Origin of the sequence: Nonomuraea terrae (assembly GCF_004348995.1) — a bacterium.
Classification (GTDB): Bacteria; Actinomycetota; Actinomycetes; order Streptosporangiales; family Streptosporangiaceae; genus Nonomuraea; species Nonomuraea terrae.
On the sequence record NZ_SMKQ01000004.1, the window covers coordinates 16,820 to 36,014 of the forward strand.

Below are 19,195 nucleotides of genomic sequence, written 5' to 3' on the forward strand. Positions count from 1 at the left end.
AGTGCACGCACACTCGACGTGTTCCATCAACCGAGGGTCCGTCACAGAGCGTCCAGATCCCGTTACCAGGAATGCGACGATGAGCAGCAATCCCAAGACCGCGCCTCACGCCGAGGCGGCCTCAGAAGAGACTCTACGTACACCGCAGATGCGACGGATTCTCGCGTCGAGCTTCCTCGGCAGTGCGATCGAGTTCTACGACTTCATGCTTTACGCGAGCGCGTCCGCGCTTGTCTTCGCGCCTGTCTTCTTCGCCTCGCTCGACCCCGCCATCGCCACGATCGCGTCGTTCGGAACCCTCGCCGCGGGATACCTCGCGCGCCCGCTCGGCGGCATCATCTTCGGGCACTTCGGCGACAAGCTCGGACGCAAGCGCGTCCTCGTCATCACGATGCTGATGATGGGCATCGCCACCACTCTCATCGGCATGCTTCCCACGTACGACCAGATCGGCGTCGCCGCTCCGTTGACCCTCGTCGCACTCCGGGTGATCCAGGGCTTCTCCGTCGGCGGCGAATGGGGCGGAGCCATGCTGATCGCACTGGAACACGCCCCCGGCGGCAAGCGTGGCTTCGCGGCGTCCTTCGCCAACCTCGGCGCGCCTGCCGGCTCGATCCTGTCCGCCGGGATCCTCGGTCTGTTCTCCCTCATGCCAGAGGACCAGTTCTTGGCGTGGGGCTGGCGCGTTCCCTTTCTGCTGAGCTTCGTCCTCGTGCTCATCGGCATGATCGTCCGCCTCAAGGTCGTCGAAAGCCCGCTCTTCCTCGGCTTCGACCGCGAAGCTGAAAAGCGCCGTGTCCCGCTCCTCGATGTCCTCACGAAGTCACCGAAGGTCCTCGTTCTCGGCACGCTCGTCGCGATGACCCAGCTGACGATCTCCGGCATGGCGAGCGTATGGGGACTCAGCCACGCGACCGCTCAGGGAGTCGACCAGACCTTCGCGCTCAACGCGAAGGTGGTCTCCGCGGTCGCCTTGTTCCTGACCACCATTGTCGCCGCCCGGCTGAGCGACCGGTTCGGACGTCGTCCGATCACCGCCGTCGGGATCATCGCGGCCATCATCTTCGCCTACCCGCTTCTACTCCTGGTGGACTCGGGCAGCGACATGTCTTTCGCGATCGCCGTCACCGTGGGACAGGCCATCCAGGGGATCATCCTCGGCCCGCTCGCGGGCTTCCTCGCCGAGCTCTTCCCCACGCGGGTGCGCTTCACCGGCTCGTCTCTCGCGTTCCAGGGAGCGTCGGCGATCGGCGCGGGGCTCACTCCGATCATCGCCGGATCCCTCGCCGCCTCGGCCGGAGGGCTTCCCCTGCTCGGCGGCGTGTGGATCGCCGTCCTCATCGTCTGCGCCATTGCGCTGTTCCTCACCCCAGAAAGCAACAAGCGCGATCTCGCCGCGATCCGCTGACCCATAGGAGTCTTCGTAAAGTGACCAATTCTGCCACCTTCGACGCCGATGTCATCATCGTCGGCGGAGGACCTGTCGGCCTGCTCGCCGCGATGGAACTGGACTCGCACGGAGTCTCGTCGATCGTCATCGAAGAGAATCCCTTTCTCGACCCCCCGAACGTCAAGTGCAACCATGTGTCCGCTCGCACGATGGAGGCGTTCCGCCGCTTCGGGCTGGCCGACAAGGTTCGCTCGGCCGGCCTGCCCTCCGACCACCCTCAGGACATCGCCTTCCGCACCTCGGTGACGGGCGTGGAGTTCGGGCGCATCCCCATCCCGTCCGCTTCCGCACGCCGCGACGGAACCGGAGTGGGCCCCGACACCGCCTGGGCGGCCGCCGAGCTGGCACACCGCGTGAACCAGCAGTACCTTGAGCCCATTCTCGAGGAGCACGTGGCTTCCCTCGAGAACGTGAGTCTTCGCAACGAGGTCAAGGCCGTCGCCGTCGCTCAGGACGAGGACGGCGTGACGGTGGAGATCGTCCCGGTGGGCACCGAGGAGAAGACGATCCTTCGCGGCCGTTATCTCATCGGCGCCGACGGCGGCCGTTCGCTCGTTCGGAAGACCATCGGGTCCGCGTTCCACGGTGACCCCGTGCTCCAGCATGTCCAGTCGACGTGCATCAGGATGCCAGACCTGTACGAGCACATGTCGGCGGGGAAGGCGTGGGGCTACTACATCTACAACGACCGCCGGAACGGTCATGTCTACACCATCGACGGCATCGAGACGTTCCTGATCCACACGTACCTGAGCCCCGGGGAAGCCGAGCGCGAGGAGGTCGACCGCGACCGTGCGATCCGCGACATCCTCGGACTCTCCGACGACCAGTCCTACGAGCTCATCTCCCGTGAAGACTGGATCGCCCGCCGGCTCGTGGCGGACAAGTTCCGCGAAGGCCGCATGTTCATCGCCGGTGACGCCGCCCACCTCTGGGTGCCTTACGGCGGATACGGCATGAACGCGGGCATCGCCGACGGTCTCAATCTGGCGTGGCTGCTGAGCACTGTGATCGCCGGCTGGGCGGACGAGTCGATCCTGGACGCCTACGAGGCCGAACGTCAGCCAATCACCGACCAGGTGTCCCGCTTCGCGATGTCCCACCTGCGGAAGATCTCCGCCACGGACGTGCCCGCCGACCTCGAGGCCGAGGGCCCCGATGGTGACGCGGCCCGCGAGGCCTTCGGGAAGCTCGCGTACGACCTGAACGTCCAGCAGTTCGCGGCCGCGGGCCTCAACTTCGGGTACAGCTACGCCAACAGCCCCATCATCGTCGCGGACGGCCCGGCCCCGGAGTACACGATGGGCACGTACACGCCCTCGACGGTGCCCGGTTGCCGCCTCCCCCACCTGTGGCTCGCGAACGGTTCCTCGCTCTATGACCTCCTCGGTCCCTGGTACACGCTCGTGGCGCTCGATCATTTCGACGCCGCGGAGAGCTGGGCGCAGGAGGCACGCGCCGCCGGCCTGCCCGTCACCGTGGTGAGGCTTCCCGAAGCCGCCGAGAACCCCGCGTACACGACGCCCTTCCTGATCGCTCGCCGCGATCAGCACGTGGCCTGGCGAGGAACGACACTGCCTTCGGACGTCGCCGCCTTCGCCACTCGTCTCGGTGCCGGGACCCGTACGCGCAACGAGCAGGAAACCGACGTTCTCGCCACCTCCACCGAATGAGATCCACCATGAGCACCGCACCCGGCTCCCTTCCCGTCACCCCGGGGAAGATCATCGCCGTCCACATCAGCTACGAGTCGCGCGCAGCGCAGCGCGGCCGCCGCCCTGCCGCACCTTCGTACTTCCTCAAGCCGTCGAGCTCCCTGGCCGCCTCGGGCGACGCGGTCGAGCGTCCCGAGGGCACGGAGCTGCTCGCCTTCGAGGGCGAGATCGCCCTCGTCATCGGCTCACCCGCGCGAAGCGTCTCCCCCGCCGAGGCCTGGAGTCACGTGGCCTGGGTGACGGCGGCCAACGACTGGGGCCTGTACGACCTGCGCGCCAACGACAAGGGGTCGAACGTGCGCAACAAGGGACGCGACGGCTACACCCCCGTCGGCCCGCGGCTCATCGACGCGCGTGCGGTCGAGCCCACAGCGCTGCGCGTGCGGACGTGGCTCAACGGCGAGCTCGTGCAGGAGGGCGAAACCGGCGGCCTCATCTTCCCGCTCTCCCAGATCATCGCCGACCTCTCCCAGCACCTCACCCTCGAGACCGGCGACCTCATCCTCACCGGCACACCGGCCGGCGCGTCCGTGGCCGGCCCAGGAGACATCGTCGAGGTCGAAGTCGACGCGCCGCACACGCCCGGTGCACCGAGCTCGGGCAGGCTGACGAGTCGCGTGATCGACGGTCCCGGCGACTTCGATCCCGTCATCGGTTCGCTCCCCTCGGTCGACGACCTCCAGCGCGAGGAGGCGTGGGGCTCCCGCGAGGCGGCAGGGCTCCCGGCTGCCCCCACCGCCCCGGCCATGTCCCCCGAGCTGCGTGACAAGCTGCTCAAGACACCCGTCGCCGGGCTGTCGCAGCAACTTCGCAAGCGCGGCCTCGACAACGTCTCCATCGACGGCGTGCACGCGACCCGGCCGGGCACGAAGCTCGTCGGCGTCGCGAAGACACTGCGCTTCGTCCCGAACCGCGAAGACCTCTTCCGAAGCCACGGCGGCGGCTACAACGCGCAGAAACGCGCGTTCGACGCCGTACGGGAGGGCGAGGTCATCGTCATCGAGGCGCGCGGCGAGCGCGGCTCCGGCACCCTCGGCGACGTGCTCGCCCTGCGCGCCCTCGCCCGCGGCGCGGCGGGTGTCGTCACGGACGGCGGCGTGCGCGACCACGCGACGGTCGCCGGCATCGACCTCCCCGTCTTCAGCCAGGGGCCGCACCCCGCCGTACTCGGCCGCAAGCACGTGCCGTGGGACACCGACCTCACGATCGCCTGCGGCGGCGCCACGGTCCAGCCCGGCGACATCATCGTGGGCGACGACGACGGCGTCATCGTGATCCCCCCGGCGATCGCCGAGGAGGTGGCCGACGCCGCACTCGCTCAGGAGACCGAGGACGCGTGGATAGCCGAGCAGGTCGCGGCCGGTCACCCCGTCGACGGTCTGTTCCCCATGAACGCGGAGTGGCGCGCCAAGTACGAGGCGGCCACCGAGGCGGAGACCCGATGACCGCAGGGGCCCCCTCCACCGACCGATCCCAGCTCACCTCCGAACGGGAAGACCAGATGACCGACACCGCGACCTCCGCCCGGCACGTCCCCGCCGACCTGCCCGCGCGCATCCAGCACTACATCGACGGCGAGTTCGTCGACTCGCTCGACGGTGACACGTTCGACGTGCTCGAACCCGTCTCCAACGAGGTGTACGTGCAGGCCGCGGCCGGCAGGAAGGCCGACATCGACCGCGCCGTCGTCGCGGCCCGTCGCGCGTTCAGGGAGGGCCCGTGGCCCCGCATGCTGCCGCGCGAGCGCTCGCGCGTGCTGCACCGCATCGCCGACATCGTCGAGTCCCGCGACGCCCGCCTCGCCGAGCTGGAGTCGTTCGACTCGGGCCTGCCGATCACGCAGGCGCTCGGCCAGGCACGCCGCGCGGCCGAGAACTTCCGGTTCTTCGCCGACCTGATCGTCGCCCAGGCCGACGACACCTTCAAGGTCCCCGGCCGCCAGATCAACTACGTCAACCGCAAGCCGATCGGCGTCGCGGGACTCATCACGCCGTGGAACACGCCCTTCATGCTCGAGAGCTGGAAGCTCGGCCCCGCCCTCGCGACGGGCAACACCGTCGTGCTCAAGCCGGCCGAGTTCACCCCGTTGTCGGCGTCGCTGTGGGCGGGGATCTTCGAGGAGGCGGGGCTGCCCCAGGGCGTCTTCAACCTCGTCAACGGCCTCGGAGAGGACGCCGGCGACGCGCTCGTCAAGCACCCCGACGTGCCGCTCATCTCGTTCACGGGCGAGAGCCGCACGGGTCAGATCATCTTCGCCAACGCCGCCCCGTACCTCAAGGGCCTGTCGATGGAGCTCGGCGGCAAGTCCCCCGCCATCGTCTTCGCCGACGCCGACCTCGACGCCGCGATCGACGCGACCATCTTCGGTGTCTTCTCGCTCAACGGCGAGCGCTGCACGGCCGGTAGCCGCCTCCTCGTCCAGCGCGACGTGTACGACGAGTTCGTCGAGCGGTATGCCGCGCAGGCGATGCGCGTGAAGGTCGGCTATCCGCACGATCCCGCCACCGAGGTCGGCGCGCTCGTGCACCCCGAGCACTTCGAGAAGGTCATGAGCTACGTCGAGATCGGCAAGGGCGAGGGCCGCCTCGTGGCGGGAGGCGGCCGCCCCGAGGGCTTCGACTTCGGCAACTTCGTGGCCCCGACCGTGTTCGCCGACGTCGCCCCCGACGCCCGCATCTTCCAGGAGGAGATCTTCGGCCCCGTCGTCGCGATCACGCCCTTCGACACGGACGAGGAGGCACTCGCGCTGGCGAACGATACGAAATACGGTCTCGCCGCCTACGTCTGGACGAACGACCTCAAGCGCGCCCACAACTTCGCGCAGGCCATCGAGGCGGGCATGGTGTGGCTCAACTCCAACAACGTCCGCGACCTGCGCACACCCTTCGGTGGCGTCAAGGCGTCGGGCCTCGGACACGAGGGCGGCTACCGCTCGATCGACTTCTACACCGACCAGCAGGCCGTGCACATCACGCTCGGCAAGGTCCACAACCCCACGTTCGGCAAGTAGAAGCACCACGACGCCACCGACCCCCGACACGTTCTCACCCATCACGAAAGCAAGGACGCTGACATGCCCGCCCACGACCGCACTCCGACCTCCTCCGGCTTCTACGTCACCGAGGAGGCGCCCATCCACGCGGAGAACCCCGTCCCCACGCCCTCCTCGCCCGCGCCCGACATCCTGCGTTGCGCCTACATGGAGCTCGTCGTCACCGACCTCGCCGCCTCCCGCGAGTTCTACGTCGACGTCCTTGGCCTGACCGTCACCGAGGAGGACGACGAGACGATCTACCTCCGCTCGCTCGAGGAGTTCATCCACCACAACCTCGTGCTGCGCAAGGGGCCCATCGCCGCCGTCGCGGCGTTCTCGTACCGGGTCCGCACTCCCGAGGACCTCGACAAGGCCGTCGCCTTCTACACGGAGCTGGGATGCCGCGTCGAGCGCCGGAAGGACGGCTTCGTCAAGGGCATCGGTGACTCCGTGCGCGTGGAGGACCCGCTCGGCTTCCCGTACGAGTTCTTCTACGCCGTCGAGCACGTCGAGCGCCTCGCCTGGCGTTACGACCTCTACACGCCCGGCGCCCTCGTGCGCCTCGACCACTTCAACCAGGTCACGCCGGACGTGCCCAAGGCCGTCCGCCACTACCAGGACCTCGGGTTCCGCGTCACGGAGGACATCCAGGACTCCGACGGCGTCGTCTACGCCGCGTGGATGCGCCGCAAGCCCACCGTCCACGACACCGCGGCCACGGGCGGCGACGGTCCCCGCATGCACCACGTCGCGTTCTCCACGCACGAGAAGCACAACATTCTCGCCATCTGCGACAAGCTCGGTGCGCTGCGCCGCTCCGACGCCATCGAGCGCGGCCCCGGCCGGCACGGCGTCTCGAACGCGTTCTACCTCTACCTGCGCGACCCCGACGGCCACCGCGTCGAGATCTACACCCAGGACTACTACACGGGCGACCCCGACAACCCCGTCATCACCTGGGACGTGCACGACAACCAGCGCCGCGACTGGTGGGGCAATCCCGTCGTGCCCAGCTGGTACACCGACGCCTCACTGGTGCTCGACCTCGACGGCAACCCGCAGCCCGTCGTCGCCCGCACCGACGCGAGCGAGATGGCGGTCACGATCGGCGCCGACGGCTTCTCCTACACCCGCAAGGACGACGCCGAAGGGCTGCCCGAGTACAAGCAGGGCGAGTACAAGCTGGGCCACCAGCTCTAAGAGGTTCCCGCACCGACTTCTCACGGAAGAGTCATCATGCTTGCCAAAGACACCATCACGTCCCTCGCGGAGGAACTGGCGCAGGCGGAGCGGACGCACGAGCTCATGCCCCGCATCACCGCGCGGTTCCCCGAGGCCACGGTCGAGGACTCCTACGCCATCCAGGCGGTGTGGAAAGAGAAGAGCCTCGCAGCCGGGCGTCGCCTCGTCGGCCGCAAGATCGGGCTCACCTCGCGTGCCATGCAGGCCGCGACCGGCATCACGGAGCCCGACTACGGCGTCATGTTCGACGACACCGTGTGGGAGAACGGCGCCCACATCCCGCATGACCGGTTCTCCAACGTGCGCATCGAGGTCGAGCTGGCCTTCGTCCTGAAGGAGCCGCTCGAGGGCCCGTACTGCACGCTGTTCGACGTCATGCGCGCCACGGAATACGTCACGCCCGCCCTCGAGGTGCTCAATTCCCGCATCGAGCTCGAAGGCCGCACGATCGTCGACACCATCTCCGACAACGCCGCCTACGGCGGGCTCGTGCTCGGAGGCAACCCGACGAGCCCCGACGCGATCGACCTGCGGTGGGTGTCGGCTCTCCTCTACCGCAACGAGACGATCGAGGAGACGGGCGTCGCCGCCGGGGTCCTGAACCACCCCGCGTCGGGCGTCGCGTGGCTGGCGAACAAGACGCACCGGCACGGCGATCGCCTGGAAGCCGGCGAGATCATCCTCGCCGGGTCGTTCACCCGTCCCGTGTGGATCGAGAAGGGCGACACCGTGCTGGCCGACTACGGACCGATGGGGACCATCTCATGCCGCTTCATCTGAACCCGACCCTCCGCGACCGGCTCGCCGCAGCCGAGCGTCCGCTGTTCGGCGGATGGGTCTGCTCCGGCTCCCCCGTCATGGCCGAGATCATGGCGGGCTCGGGCCTCGACTGGGTGCTCATCGACATGGAGCATGCCCCCAACGGCCTCGAGTCCACGCTCGCGCAGTTGTACGCCGTCTCGGCCTACCCGGTCACGCCGGTCGTCCGCGTCCCCGCCGCCGACCCCGTGACCATCAAGCGGGTCCTCGACCTCGGCGCCCAGACGATCCTCGTGCCGATGATCTCGACACCCGACGAGGCCCGAGCCGTCGCGGAGGCCGCGATGTACCCGCCCGCGGGCCGTCGCGGCGTCGGGAGCGCCCTCGCCCGCTCCGCCCGCTGGAACCGCGTGGACGGCTACCTCCGCAACGCCGACGACCACGTCTCCGTGTTCGTGCAGATCGAGACGGCCGAGGGGGCGGCATCCGCGGAGGCGATCGCGGCGACCCCCGGCATCGACGGCGTCTTCGTCGGTCCGAGCGACCTCGCCGCCTCCATGGGCGTCTTGGGAGAACAGACGCACCCCGACGTCGTCGCCGCCGTGCACCGCGCCTTCGACGGCGTCGCCGCCGCGGGCAAGCCCGTCGGCGTCAACGCCTTCGACCCGCGAGTGGCACGCGCCTACGCGGACGCCGGGGCCCGCTTCGTGCTCGTCGGCGCCGACGTCGCCTTGGTCGCACGCGCTTCCGAGGCCCTCGCGGCGACCTTCATCCACGAGAAGGGCGACGCGGCACGCGCCTCGTACTGACCACAAGGACAGAGGCCGCACGGGGGTGACCCCGTCGGCGACACCGTGACCCCGCGGGTGGGGACGCGTCGGGCAGGACCGGCACGCGATGGATGGGCCGTGGCGGCTCACGACTCACCCACCCGCGGTCGTCGATTCTGTGGGCCGGGCGCTCGCCGTCCCTGAGCACCTCGGTGCTGGCCGGGGTGGGGCCGAAGTACATGCGGCGGCCGGCTCGCGTGCGGCGCAGCAGCCCGCGCCGGACCATGCGGGTCAGCGCCGAGCGGGTGGCCTCCTCCGAGATCCCCACCCGGGCGAACGCGTCGATGAACGTCCGCGACGACACACAGATGTCGCGGCCGTATACGTGGTCGCCGAGGAAGGTCAGAATCACCGATTGGGGCCGCACGCGGCCCTCCTCCCCGAGGTTGGGCAGAGTATTGACAGCCGTGATGTACCTGCCTACATTCGGGGGGCCACGCGAGGGAGCCGCCGCCACCTGAGGACCGAGCGACCGGAGTGACCAGGGAAAGCGGCGGATCCTCAAGCGACCGAGCCGCATCACGCGGTGACTCCAGGAGGTCCTGATGCGCAGGCTTCTTCCGTCCCTCGCCGCTCTCCTGGTGGCGCTGACCGCGTGCGCCGGTGACGGCGGCGGTGGCGGATCCGGCGCGCAGGATCCGATCAGGGTGGGCCTCATCGTCTCGCTGACCGGCAACTACACGCCGCTCGGCAGCGAGGACAAGAAGGCCGTCGAGCTGGCCGTCGAGCAGGTCAACGCGCAGGGCGGGCTGCTCGGCCGCAGGGTGGAGCTCATCACGCGCGACGACAAGACGGCCCCCGACCAGGGCATCGTGGCCTACAACCAGATCAAGGGCGAGATCGACGCGCTGATCGGGCCGGTGTTCTCCAACGCGGCGCTGGCGGTCGAGCCGCTGGCGCAGCGGGACCGGATGCCGTACCTGTCGCTGGCCCCGGCGCAGGAGCAGGTCGAGCCGATCAAGTCGTACATCTTCGTCACGCCCGCTCTGTCCAGCATGTACGCCGAGCGCTACCTGCAGTACATCCAGGCCGAGGGCATCAGGACGATCGCGGTGGCGTGGGACTCCAAGAGCGCCTACTCGGTCTCCGGGCACGAGTCGATGGTCGAGCTCGCCGCCGAGTACGGCGTGACGATCGCCGTGGACGAGCCGTACGAGACGACCACCTCCGACTTCAGCGCGCTGTTCCAGCACGTGCGCGACTCCCAGGCCGAGGCGCTGGTGTTCTGGGGCTCGGGCGCGCCCGGGGTGACGGCGGCCAAGCAGTACGTGGCCTCCGGGCTGGAGACGCCGCTGTTCCTGACCGGCTCTCAGGCCAGCACGCTGTGGCTGGAGCCGATGGGCAAGGACGCCGAGGGCATGATCGTGCAGAGCGCGATCGGCGTGGTCGGCGAGCACCTGCCGGCGGGCCGGCAGAAGGAGGTCATCGAGCAGATGGCCGCGCCGTTCGAGCAGAAGCACGGCTACCCGCCGCCGCAGTTCGCCCAGGACGGCTACAGCGCGAGCCTGCTGCTGTTCGAGGCGATCAGGAAGGCCGGCAGCACCGACAAGACGAAGATCCAGCAGGCGTTGGAGACCATGGACCTGATCACGCCGAACGGCCGCTTCCGCTACTCCCCCACCGACCACTCCGGCCTGTCCCCCGAGTACATCTCGATCAACACCGTGCGGAACGGCGCGTTCGTGCCCACCGAGTGGGCCAAGGAGCAGCTGGCGAAGACCGTCGCCGAGGCAGGGTGAGGCGTGCTGACGGTCACCGGGGTCTCCCGTTCCTTCGGCGGCGTCTACGCCGTCCGTGACGTGTCGCTGTCGGTCGCGGACGGCGAGGTCTGCGGTGTCATCGGCCCGAACGGCGCCGGCAAGTCCACCCTGTTCAACCTCATCACCGGTCACCTGGCGGCCGACCGCGGCGAGATCTCCTTCCTCGGCCGGCGGGTCGACCGGCTCGCCCCCCACCGGCGGGCCAGGCTCGGCATGTCGATCGTCTTCCAGGCGGCCCGGGTGTTCCGCGGCATGACCGTCCGCGAGAACGTCATGGTCGGCATGCACGGGCGCACGAACGCCGGGTTCGTCTCGGCGGCGCTGCGGCTGCCGCGGCACCGGCGCGACGAGCGCGAGATCGCCGCCGAGGCCGAGCGCGCCCTCGGCCGCGTCGGCCTGAGCGAGTGGGCCGACCGGCCCGCCGACCGGCTGCCGATCGGCCAGCAGCGGGCGTTGCAGCTGGCCCGCGCCCTGTGCGCGCGCCCCCGGCTGCTGCTGCTCGACGAGCCCGCCTCGGGGCTGCGGGGCGAGGAACGCGAACGGCTCGCGGCGCTGGTCGAGGAGCTGCGCGCCGGCGGGCTGACGATCCTGCTCATCGAGCACGACGTGGCCTTCGTGACCCGCCTGGCCGACCGCGTCGTGGTGCTCGACCTCGGCCAGGTCATCGCCGACGGCCCGCCCGCCGAGGTGCGCGCCGACCCGCTGGTGCTCGCCGCCTACCTCGGGCAGGCGTCATGATCGACGTCCAGGACCTGGTGGTCTCGTACGGCACCGCGACCGCGCTGGAGCACATCACGCTCGCGGTCGCCGAGGGCGAGATGGTCGCCCTGCTCGGCCCGAACGGAGCCGGCAAGTCCACGCTCGCGAACACCCTGGCCGGGCTGCTCAAGCCCGCGTCGGGCACGGTGCGGATCGGCGGCCGGCCGGCGCTCATCCCCGAGGGCCGCCAGCTCTTCCCCGACCTGTCGGTGGCCGACAACCTGGCGCTCGGCGGCTGGCGCTCCGGCCGCCGCGACCCCTCGACCGTCTACGACCTGCTGCCCCGTCTGGCCGAGCTGGCCGGGCGCAAGGCGGGCGTGCTGTCAGGCGGCGAGCAGCAGATGGTGGCCTTCGGGCGGGCGATGATGTCCGAGCCCGACGCGCTCGTGGTCGACGAGCTCTCCCTCGGCCTGGCCCCCACCGTGACCGCCGACCTGGCCGCCCACCTGGCCGGGCTGAACCGGTCACGCGGCCTGACCGTGCTGCTCATCGAGCAGAACGCGCGGCTGGCGTTCGACCTGTGCGACCGGGCGTACGTGCTGGAGTCCGGGCGGCTGGTGACCGAGGGGCCGTGCTCTGAGCTGGCCGGCGACCCCCGGGTGGCCAGCGCGTACCTGGGAGGCGCGATCTCGTGAGCGCGTTCCTGACGTATCTGCTCAACGGGCTGGCGGTAGGGTGCGCGATCGCGCTGGTCGCCAGCGGCCTGGTCGTCATCCACCGCGTCACCGGCGTGGTCAACTTCGCCCAGGGCACCTTCGCCGTGGTCGCCGGGCTCTGCGTGTCGTCGCTGCTCGGGCTCGGGATCCCGCACGGTGTGAGCGAACTGGCCGCCGTCGCGGTGGCGGCGTTCGCGGGGCTGCTGGCCGGGGTGGCCGCCATCGGCAGACGCGACACCACGCCGCTGTCGTCGCTCATCGTGACCCTGGGCGTGGGCGTGCTCGCGTACGCCGTCGAGATCGTGCTGTGGGGCGACCAGCCGCGGTCGGCGCCCGGGCTCGCCGGCTCGGTGACGCTGGCGGGGGCGCGCATCCAGACCCAGCACCTGCTGGTGATCGGGGTGACGGCGGCCACGTTCGTGCTGCTCGCGCTCTTCTTCGGGCGCACCTACCTGGGCAAGGCGCTGACCGCCTGCGCCTCCAACCCGTACGCCGCCCGCGTCGTCGGCATCGACGTGCGGCGGATGGGGCTGCTGGCGTTCGCGCTCGGCGGGCTGCTCGGCGGCCTGGCCGGGGTGCTGGTGACACCGCTGCGGCCCATCTCGTTCGACACCGACGTCACGCTCATCGTCAACGGCTTCGCCGCGGCGGTCTTCGGGGCGCTCACCCGGCCCGTGGTCACGCTCGTCGGCGCGCTGCTGCTGGGCGTGGCCGAGACCATGGCGGCGGGCTACGGCTACGGGTCCCATCAGCTGGAGGTGGCGCTCGGCCTCATGATCGTCGTCATGATCGTCCAGGCGAGCCGCCGCTCGACGCTCTCCCAGGAGGTCACGTGATCGGGCGGGTCGCGGTGCCGGTCGTGGCCGTCGTGACGCTCGCGCTGCCCGCGGTGCTCGACGACAGCGCGCTGGCCGTCTACATCCTGCTGGGCCTGGCCGCGATGGTCACCGTCGGGGTGTCGCTGCTCATGGGGTACGCGGGGCAGGTCTCCCTGGGGCAGGGCGCCTTCTACGGCATCGGCGCGTACACGGCCGCGCTGCTCACGCTCGGCGGGGTGCCGCCGCTGGCCGGGCTGGTCGCCGCGCCCGTGGTCGCCGCCGCGTCCGCGCTGGTCGTCGGTACGCCGCTGCTGCGGCTGCGCGGTCACCATCTGGCGTTCGCGACCCTGGCCATGCAGCTCATCCTGCTGTCGGTGGCGGGGCAGTTGGAGTTCACCGGCGGCGACATCGGGCTGCAGGGCATCCCGCAGTTCGGCGTCGGCTCGTGGGAGGCGGGCGGCGCGGCGGCGTACGCGTACCTGACGTGGGCTGGGCTCGCGCTGGTGATGCTGGTGACGCGGAACGTCATCACCTCCCGGCCCGGCCGGGCCCTGCGCGCGCTGGCCACCAGCGAGACCGCCGCCGCCTCCTCCGGCATCCCCGTGGGGCGCTACAAGCTCGTGGTGTTCGCGCTGTCGGCGGCGTTCGCCGGGCTGGCCGGCGGCATCTACTGCTACTACACCGGTTACGTCGCACCCGGCTCCTTCCCCGTGCTCATCTCGATCCAGTACATCGTCATGGCGGTGGTGGGCGGGCTCGGCACGATCTGGGGCGCCGTCGTCGGGGCCACCGCCATCACGCTGCTGGTGCAGGGGCTGGACGGCCTGGCCACGCTGCCGGGCATGCCGTCGTACGCGCCGACCGTGCTGTCGTACGCCGTGTACGCGCTCGTGCTGATCGGGATGGTGCTCTTCATGCCCAGGGGCCTCGTGCCCGCCCTCAGCCGCAGACGGAAGAGCCTGAGCGAACGCGTGTGATCGCCGGTCGTCACCCCGCCGGGTCCTCCAGCGTGGGGACCACCCGTGGTACTCGAACACGGGCCCCAGGCTGACGCTGATCCGATTGTTCCCTTGAGCCGTTTGTGATTCAGTTCCGATCATTTTCGATCGGTACGATGAGATGTCGTCGAGGGAGGACCATGCCGAACACCGCCACCGGCTCTCCGCTGCTCTCCCCCTGGGGGGCGGCGGCGACCCCGGAAGGGCTGATGCGCGCCCTGCTGCCGCCCGAGAAGTCATTGCCGCCCATCGGTCAGGCCCCGCCCGGGGCGCTGGCCGAGGTGCGTGAGCAGGCGGTGACCGAGCTGGGCACGCCGTGGCCGCAGCCGCTGGCCTCGCAGTTCGCCCGGTTCTTCCGCGACGGCGACCGCACCGGCTACGAGGACCGCGTGTTCGGCAGGCAGGACCGGCTGACCCGGGCCGTCCTCATGGCCCTGGACGACGCCGATCAGGGGTGGCTGGACGAGGCCTCCGACGGCATCGTCCAGCTGTGCGAGCAGAGCTCGTGGTGCTGGCCGGCGCACGAGAGCGGCTGCCTCGAGCGCGGCACGGTGCTGCCCGATCCCGCCGCTCCGTACCTCGACCTGGGCGCCGCCGACGTGGCCGCCCAGCTCGCCTGGGCCGACCACGCGCTCGGCGGGCGGCTGGACGACCGGTTCCCCGGGCTGCGGGAGCGGGTGCGGGCCGAGGTGCGGGCGCGGGTGCTGGAGCCGTTCACCCGGCGGCGCGACTGGCACTGGCTGGGGCTCGACGGCGACGTGCACAACTGGTGCCCGTGGATCTGCGGCAACGTGCTCGTGGCGGCCCTGCGCCTGGCCGAGCCCGGCGAGGAGCGGGCGCGGCAGGTCGCGTGGGCGGTGGCCGGGATCGACCGCTACCTCGCCGCGCTGCCCGCCGACGGCTCCGTGGACGAGGGCTACGAATACTGGTGGAACGGCGCGTGCCGGGCCCTGGAGGCGCTCGACCTCCTGGAGCACGCCACCGCCGGGGCGTTGAGCGCGGCGGACGTCCCGGTCGTGCGGGAGACGGTCGCGTTCCCGCACCGCATGCATCTCGGCGGCCCGTGGTACGTCAACTTCGCCGACGCCCGGGCGCTGCCGCCGTCCGACCAGCCGTGGCACGTCCCGTACCGCTGGGCCCGCCGCACCGGCGACACCGACGCCGCCCGCCACGCCCTCGACGCCCGCCGAGCCGTGCCGGCCTCCGCCGAGCTCGGTCGAGCGCTGGCCGAGCTCGCCGATCACGCCTGGCCGGCGGCACGAACGGAGCAGGCCGCGGCGCCGTTGGTGGCCGACGTGTGGTTGCCGGGGACGCAGGTGGGGCTGGCGCGGGCGGCCGCCGGCAGCGCGCTCGGGCTGACGCTCGCCGTCAAGGGCGGCCACAACGGGGAGCATCACAACCACAACGACGCCGGCTCCGTGGTGGTGGCCGTGGACGGCGTGCCGGTGGTCGTGGACGCGGGCCGGCCCACGTACACGGCGCAGACCTTCGGGCCGGATCGGTACGCGATCTGGACGATGCAGAGCAGCTGGCACAACGTGCCCGAGGTGCGGGGGACGCCGCAGGCTCAGGGCCGGGAGTTCGGCGTGCGCGACGTCGCGGTGACGCGGTCGCGGGAGCTGTTCGAGGTGCGGATGGACCTCGCGGGCGCCTACCCGGTGCCCGGCCTGGCGGGGTGGCTGCGCACGGCCCGGCTCGACCGGCACGCCGGCCGGGTGACGGTCGCCGACCGCTGGAGCTTCACCGCCGAGGGCGGCCCCAGCGCGCTGCACTTCCTGCTCGCCGGCCACGTCGAGCTGCTCGCGCCCGGCAGGCTGGCCGCCCGGCCACCCGGAGGCGGGCGCGGCGTGCTGATCTTCTGGGAACCGGAGCGCGCCGCCGCCGCGCTGACCGTCCGTACGCTGGAGGACCCCATGCTGCGCGGCGTCTGGGGCGACCGGCTGACCAGGCTCGAACTGACCACGCCCGCCACGGCGCACGGTGAGCTCGAGGTCCACGTGGAGGTGCGCGCATGACGGTCTCGGACTCGACGGCCCCGCTGCCCGAGGAGCGGCGGGCCCACGTCGTGGAGCTGCTGCGCAGGCGCGGTGTGGTGCGGGTGTCCGACCTGGCCGCCGAGCTGGACGTCTCGGTGATCACCGTGCGCCGGGACATCGCGCTGCTGTCGTCCCAGGGCCTCGTGCGCCGGGTGCGCGGCGGGGCCGTGCTGCACGGCGAGGCGGCCCCCGCCGAACGGGGAGCGGCCGAGGCGCCGACGGAGCAGCGGCTCACGATCGGCATGGTGGTGCCGTCGCTCCACTACTACTGGCCCGACGTGATCCGCGGCGTACGGGAGGCGGCCGACGCGGCCGGCGCGCGGATCGTGCTGCGCGGCGCCAGCTACCACGCCGCCGACGAGAGCCGCCAGCTCGCCCGGCTGGTCGAGTCCGGCGGCGTGGACGGGCTCCTGGTGGCACCCACCACCACGGGCGATGACGGCGAGGCGCTGGTGCGGTGGCTGCAGGACGCGGGCGTGCCCGTCGTGCTCATCGAACGCGCGGCGACCGTGGGCCCGTACCAGGAGGCGATGGAGTCGGTGATGAGCGACCACGCGCTGGGCGCCTCCATGGCGGTACGGCACCTGGCCTCGCTCGGCCACCGGCGGATCGGCGTGATCACCACGCGGCAGAGCCCGACGTCGCCGCACGTGCGCCGTGGGTGGCGGCGGGCGTGCGAGGAGCTGGGGCTCGACGGCGCGCCCGACGCCGACACCGTCGACGTGCGCGACCCCGAGTGGGCCGGCGTGCTGGAGGACCTGCTCGACGCCTGCGTCTCCTCGGGCACCACCGCGCTGCTCGTGCACTCCGACCCGGAGGCGATCGGCCTGGTGCAGCGCTGCCAGGAGCGCGGCGTCCGCGTCCCCGAGGACATGGCCGTGGTCACCTACGACGACGAGCTGGCCGAGCTCTGCGACCCGCCGCTGACGGCGGTCCGCCCGCCCAAGGGCGCCATCGGCCGCGCGGCCTTCGAGCTGCTCGCGGCCCGCCTGGCCGACCCCGACCCGGAGCGTCCCGCGCACCGGGTCGTGGTGGAGCCGCGGCTCATCGTCCGTGCCTCCTCCCGGCCCTGATCAGGGCGCGGGCAGGGCGTCCACGGTGGTGTCGGGCCAGGTGACGACGGCGGTGACGCCGGTCCAGGAGACGGTGGGCGGCGCGGCGGGAGCCTCGCCGCCGAGGTAGAGGGCGGCGTCGTACCAGGCGCCTGGGTCGGCGGGGCCGTCCGTCCCGCAGTACGGGACGAGCGTCCAGGGCGCCAGCGGCGTGGCGTCCTCGGCCGACAGGACGCCCGGCCCGGCGAGCCCGGGGCCGGCGACCAGGCGGGAGTGCAGCGTGCGCCCGCCCGTGGCGGCCCGCACGGTGAGCTCTCCCGAGGGTTCGAGGGCGGGCAGGGGCCAGCCGTGCAGGCGCAGCGGCCCGGACGGGATCAGCGGACTGGTCGTGACGCGCACGAGCCGGACCTCCCAGCCGCCGCGGACGGCCGACACCACGTCGATCCACGGGCCGAGCCGCACCCGTCCCGGCAGGCCGTGACCGTGGTCGGGGCCCTCCTCCGGCCGCACCCAGTGGGCCTGCCAGCGGGACGCGCCCACCAGCGTGCCCGAGGGCAGCCGCTCCAGCAGGAGCGTCTCGAAGCCGGTCCGGTGCGCGGCGGCCCCGTCCTCGTCGAGGACCGTCACCGACTGGTCCGAAGGCTGCCCGGCGAAGCCGCCCGCCAGGATCGGCGAGGTCGCGGTCGAGTAGCCGAGTCGGGCGTACAGGGCGGGCTCGGAGCGGTGCGCGCCCGGCCGGGCGTGGTCCGTCCCGTGGTTCACCACCCGGACGACGCCGTCGGAACGGGTCCCCGCGACCAGCCAGCCGGGCGCGCGCACGGCGAGCTGGAAGTCGCCCGACTCGACCGGCAGCGGCTCCTCGACCGCCGTCCACACCGGGTGGTCCGCGGGCAGGGCCAGCCCGAACAGGCCCTTGGCCGCCCAGTACGGCGACCCTGGCCCCGAGTACGACTGCGCGATCGGCCGCCACGGCCCGTGCCAGCCGAGCGTGAGGATCCCGTCCTCGTCCGGCGCCCCGCGCTCGGCGAAGTGGCGGACGATGCCGGAGGCCGTCCGGCGCAGCAGCCCGGGATCGCCGACGCCGGCCCGGGCGCCCATCCAGAACGGCGCCGCCGCCGCGAACCGGTAGGTGAGGCTGCGCCCCTGCACGAGCGGCGAGCCGTCGCCCCCGACCAGGTGGACGGCGTCCCGCAGATACCGTTCGAGTCGCAGCAGGTAGCCGGGGCGCCGGGCGTCCGCCGCGGGGTCGGCGGGGCCGGCCATCTCGCACCACAGCAGCGGGTAGAAGTGCAGCGCCCAGCCCACGTAGTGGTCGTAGGCCCGTTCGGCGCCGTCGGCGTACCAGCCGTCCTCGCGGACGAACCCGTCGGTGAGCGCGAGCCCGGCCGGGATGTCCGGGCACGGCCCTCCGACCGAGGCCAGGAACTGCTCGACCACGAGCTGGAACCAGACCCAGTTGATCGGCGGGTACGCCGAGCCGACGGCCGGGGCGAGGTAGTCGACGACCTGCTCGCGCACCACGGGATCGAGCCTGTCCCACAACCACGGCCTGGTCAGGTGGAGCACCAGCGCGATCGAGGCGGCCTCGACCTTGGCCTGGTCGTGCTCGTCCACACGCACCCAGCGGTCCGGCGACTTCGGGTCGACGCCGGCGGCGAGCCCGCGGGCGTACCAGTCCATCAGGCCCAGCGGGTCGCGCCCGTCCTCGCCCGCCACCCGGAACCCGGCCGCGAGGAACGTGCGGGCGAAGCCCTCCAGCCCGTCCACGTCGGGGCCGTAGCCTCCCGGCGGCCCGGGGAAGGAGACGCGCGCGTTGGACGGCGACGCGTGGCGGCGCGCGGTGAGCAGGAGGTGGTCCGCGAGCGCCGCCCAGTGGTCCCGGGTCCACCCGGTGTACGGCGAGAGCGTCCAGTCGTCGAACTCCCGCAACCGCATGGGCGCCTCCAGTGATCGCCAGATGGTCGTCCAGGAGTTAACGCGAGCGCTTCGGGCCACGTCAAGCCCACAAAGCACCCCTAACGATCAATTTCGGTCAAACTACCTGATCGTTGTGATTAATCAGCTCTTGACGTGATCGTAACGATCG

At 71.6% G+C, this 19,195-nt stretch carries 16 protein-coding genes; 14 read left to right on the forward strand and 2 right to left on the reverse strand.

Annotated elements, in window-relative coordinates; genetic code table 11:
* Window positions 1-79: 79 nt before the first annotated feature.
* The 7 genes from E1286_RS02540 to E1286_RS02570 all read left to right on the forward strand — a co-directional run bounded on the left by E1286_RS02540 (window position 80) and on the right by E1286_RS02570 (window position 9,009).
* Window positions 80-1,408, forward strand: a complete 1,329-nt coding sequence (locus E1286_RS02540; protein WP_132608643.1) for an MFS transporter — start codon at window positions 80-82, stop codon at window positions 1,406-1,408.
* A complete protein-coding gene (locus tag E1286_RS02545; protein ID WP_223189474.1) occupies window positions 1,324-3,123 on the forward strand; it encodes an FAD-dependent monooxygenase in 1,800 nt (599 codons plus the stop codon). The genes E1286_RS02540 and E1286_RS02545 overlap by 85 nt, the downstream gene beginning before the upstream one ends.
* Before the next feature lie 8 nt (window positions 3,124-3,131).
* Window positions 3,132-4,610, forward strand: a complete 1,479-nt coding sequence (locus tag E1286_RS02550) for a fumarylacetoacetate hydrolase family protein (protein ID WP_246074350.1) — start codon at window positions 3,132-3,134, stop codon at window positions 4,608-4,610.
* Window positions 4,607-6,175: a 5-carboxymethyl-2-hydroxymuconate semialdehyde dehydrogenase gene (gene hpaE, locus E1286_RS02555; RefSeq protein WP_246074352.1), complete on the forward strand. Its 1,569-nt coding sequence runs from the start codon at window positions 4,607-4,609 to the stop codon at window positions 6,173-6,175. Before E1286_RS02550 ends, hpaE begins: the two co-directional genes overlap by 4 nt.
* A gap of 63 nt (window positions 6,176-6,238) precedes the next feature.
* Window positions 6,239-7,399, forward strand: coding sequence for a 3,4-dihydroxyphenylacetate 2,3-dioxygenase (gene hpaD, locus E1286_RS02560; protein WP_132608645.1), 1,161 nt, complete (start codon window positions 6,239-6,241; stop codon window positions 7,397-7,399).
* Window positions 7,400-7,435: 36 nt separating this feature from the next.
* Window positions 7,436-8,221 (forward strand): 2-oxo-hept-4-ene-1,7-dioate hydratase, encoded by a 786-nt coding sequence (gene hpaH / locus E1286_RS02565; RefSeq protein ID WP_132608646.1) that lies wholly within the window; start codon window positions 7,436-7,438, stop codon window positions 8,219-8,221.
* On the forward strand, window positions 8,206-9,009 hold the full coding sequence (locus E1286_RS02570) for an HpcH/HpaI aldolase family protein (protein WP_132608647.1): 804 nt from the start codon (window positions 8,206-8,208) through the stop codon (window positions 9,007-9,009). The genes hpaH and E1286_RS02570 overlap by 16 nt, the downstream gene beginning before the upstream one ends.
* Here E1286_RS02570 and E1286_RS49810 read toward each other — a convergent pair.
* Window positions 8,969-9,688, reverse strand: a complete 720-nt coding sequence (locus E1286_RS49810; protein ID WP_342776152.1) for a hypothetical protein — start codon at window positions 9,686-9,688, stop codon at window positions 8,969-8,971. The two genes, E1286_RS02570 and E1286_RS49810, sit on opposite strands and share 41 nt — an antisense overlap.
* Here E1286_RS49810 and E1286_RS02580 point away from each other — a divergent pair.
* The 7 genes from E1286_RS02580 to E1286_RS02610 all read left to right on the forward strand — a co-directional run bounded on the left by E1286_RS02580 (window position 9,576) and on the right by E1286_RS02610 (window position 17,130).
* The gene (locus E1286_RS02580) at window positions 9,576-10,769 is read left to right on the forward strand and encodes an ABC transporter substrate-binding protein (RefSeq protein WP_132608648.1); all 1,194 of its coding nucleotides are present in this window, start codon (window positions 9,576-9,578) and stop codon (window positions 10,767-10,769) included. The genes E1286_RS49810 and E1286_RS02580 overlap by 113 nt on opposite strands.
* Before the next feature lie 3 nt (window positions 10,770-10,772).
* Entirely contained in the window at window positions 10,773-11,528 is a 756-nt protein-coding gene (locus tag E1286_RS02585) for an ABC transporter ATP-binding protein (protein WP_132608649.1), read from the forward strand.
* Entirely contained in the window at window positions 11,525-12,184 is a 660-nt protein-coding gene (locus E1286_RS02590; protein ID WP_132608650.1) for an ABC transporter ATP-binding protein, read from the forward strand. The genes E1286_RS02585 and E1286_RS02590 overlap by 4 nt, the downstream gene beginning before the upstream one ends.
* Window positions 12,181-13,041: a branched-chain amino acid ABC transporter permease gene (locus E1286_RS02595; protein WP_132608651.1), complete on the forward strand. Its 861-nt coding sequence runs from the start codon at window positions 12,181-12,183 to the stop codon at window positions 13,039-13,041. The genes E1286_RS02590 and E1286_RS02595 overlap by 4 nt, the downstream gene beginning before the upstream one ends.
* Entirely contained in the window at window positions 13,038-14,000 is a 963-nt protein-coding gene (locus E1286_RS02600; RefSeq protein ID WP_223189476.1) for a branched-chain amino acid ABC transporter permease, read from the forward strand. The genes E1286_RS02595 and E1286_RS02600 overlap by 4 nt, the downstream gene beginning before the upstream one ends.
* A 161-nt stretch (window positions 14,001-14,161) precedes the next feature.
* Window positions 14,162-16,036 carry a heparinase II/III domain-containing protein gene (locus tag E1286_RS51125; protein ID WP_132608652.1) on the forward strand — a complete coding sequence of 625 codons (1,875 nt, stop codon included), beginning with the start codon at window positions 14,162-14,164 and terminating at the stop codon, window positions 16,034-16,036.
* Window positions 16,033-17,130 carry a substrate-binding domain-containing protein gene (locus E1286_RS02610; RefSeq protein ID WP_132608653.1) on the forward strand — a complete coding sequence of 366 codons (1,098 nt, stop codon included), beginning with the start codon at window positions 16,033-16,035 and terminating at the stop codon, window positions 17,128-17,130. The genes E1286_RS51125 and E1286_RS02610 overlap by 4 nt, the downstream gene beginning before the upstream one ends.
* Here the strand turns inward: E1286_RS02610 and E1286_RS02615 are convergent, their stop codons facing one another.
* Window positions 17,131-19,044: a DUF2264 domain-containing protein gene (locus E1286_RS02615; protein ID WP_132608654.1), complete on the reverse strand. Its 1,914-nt coding sequence runs from the start codon at window positions 19,042-19,044 to the stop codon at window positions 17,131-17,133.
* Window positions 19,045-19,195: the final 151 nt, after the last annotated feature.

Bases quoted from the DNA above. Each gene is read 5' to 3' on its own strand.
- E1286_RS02540 (WP_132608643.1), top strand. From the start codon at position 80: ATGAGCAGCAATCCCAAGACCGCGCCTCACGCCGAGGCGGCCTCAGAA.
- E1286_RS02550 (WP_246074350.1), top strand. From the start codon at position 3,132: ATGAGCACCGCACCCGGCTCCCTTCCCGTCACCCCGGGGAAGATCATC.
- hpaE (WP_246074352.1), top strand. From the start codon at position 4,607: ATGACCGCAGGGGCCCCCTCCACCGACCGATCCCAGCTCACCTCCGAA.
- hpaD (WP_132608645.1), top strand. From the start codon at position 6,239: ATGCCCGCCCACGACCGCACTCCGACCTCCTCCGGCTTCTACGTCACC.
- hpaH (WP_132608646.1), top strand. From the start codon at position 7,436: ATGCTTGCCAAAGACACCATCACGTCCCTCGCGGAGGAACTGGCGCAG.
- E1286_RS02570 (WP_132608647.1), top strand. From the start codon at position 8,206: ATGCCGCTTCATCTGAACCCGACCCTCCGCGACCGGCTCGCCGCAGCC.
- E1286_RS02580 (WP_132608648.1), top strand. From the start codon at position 9,576: ATGCGCAGGCTTCTTCCGTCCCTCGCCGCTCTCCTGGTGGCGCTGACC.
- E1286_RS49810 (WP_342776152.1), bottom strand. From the start codon at position 9,688: ATGAGGCCCACCCTGATCGGATCCTGCGCGCCGGATCCGCCACCGCCG.
- E1286_RS02590 (WP_132608650.1), top strand. From the start codon at position 11,525: ATGATCGACGTCCAGGACCTGGTGGTCTCGTACGGCACCGCGACCGCG.
- E1286_RS51125 (WP_132608652.1), top strand. From the start codon at position 14,162: ATGCCGAACACCGCCACCGGCTCTCCGCTGCTCTCCCCCTGGGGGGCG.
- E1286_RS02610 (WP_132608653.1), top strand. From the start codon at position 16,033: ATGACGGTCTCGGACTCGACGGCCCCGCTGCCCGAGGAGCGGCGGGCC.
- E1286_RS02615 (WP_132608654.1), bottom strand. From the start codon at position 19,044: ATGCGGTTGCGGGAGTTCGACGACTGGACGCTCTCGCCGTACACCGGG.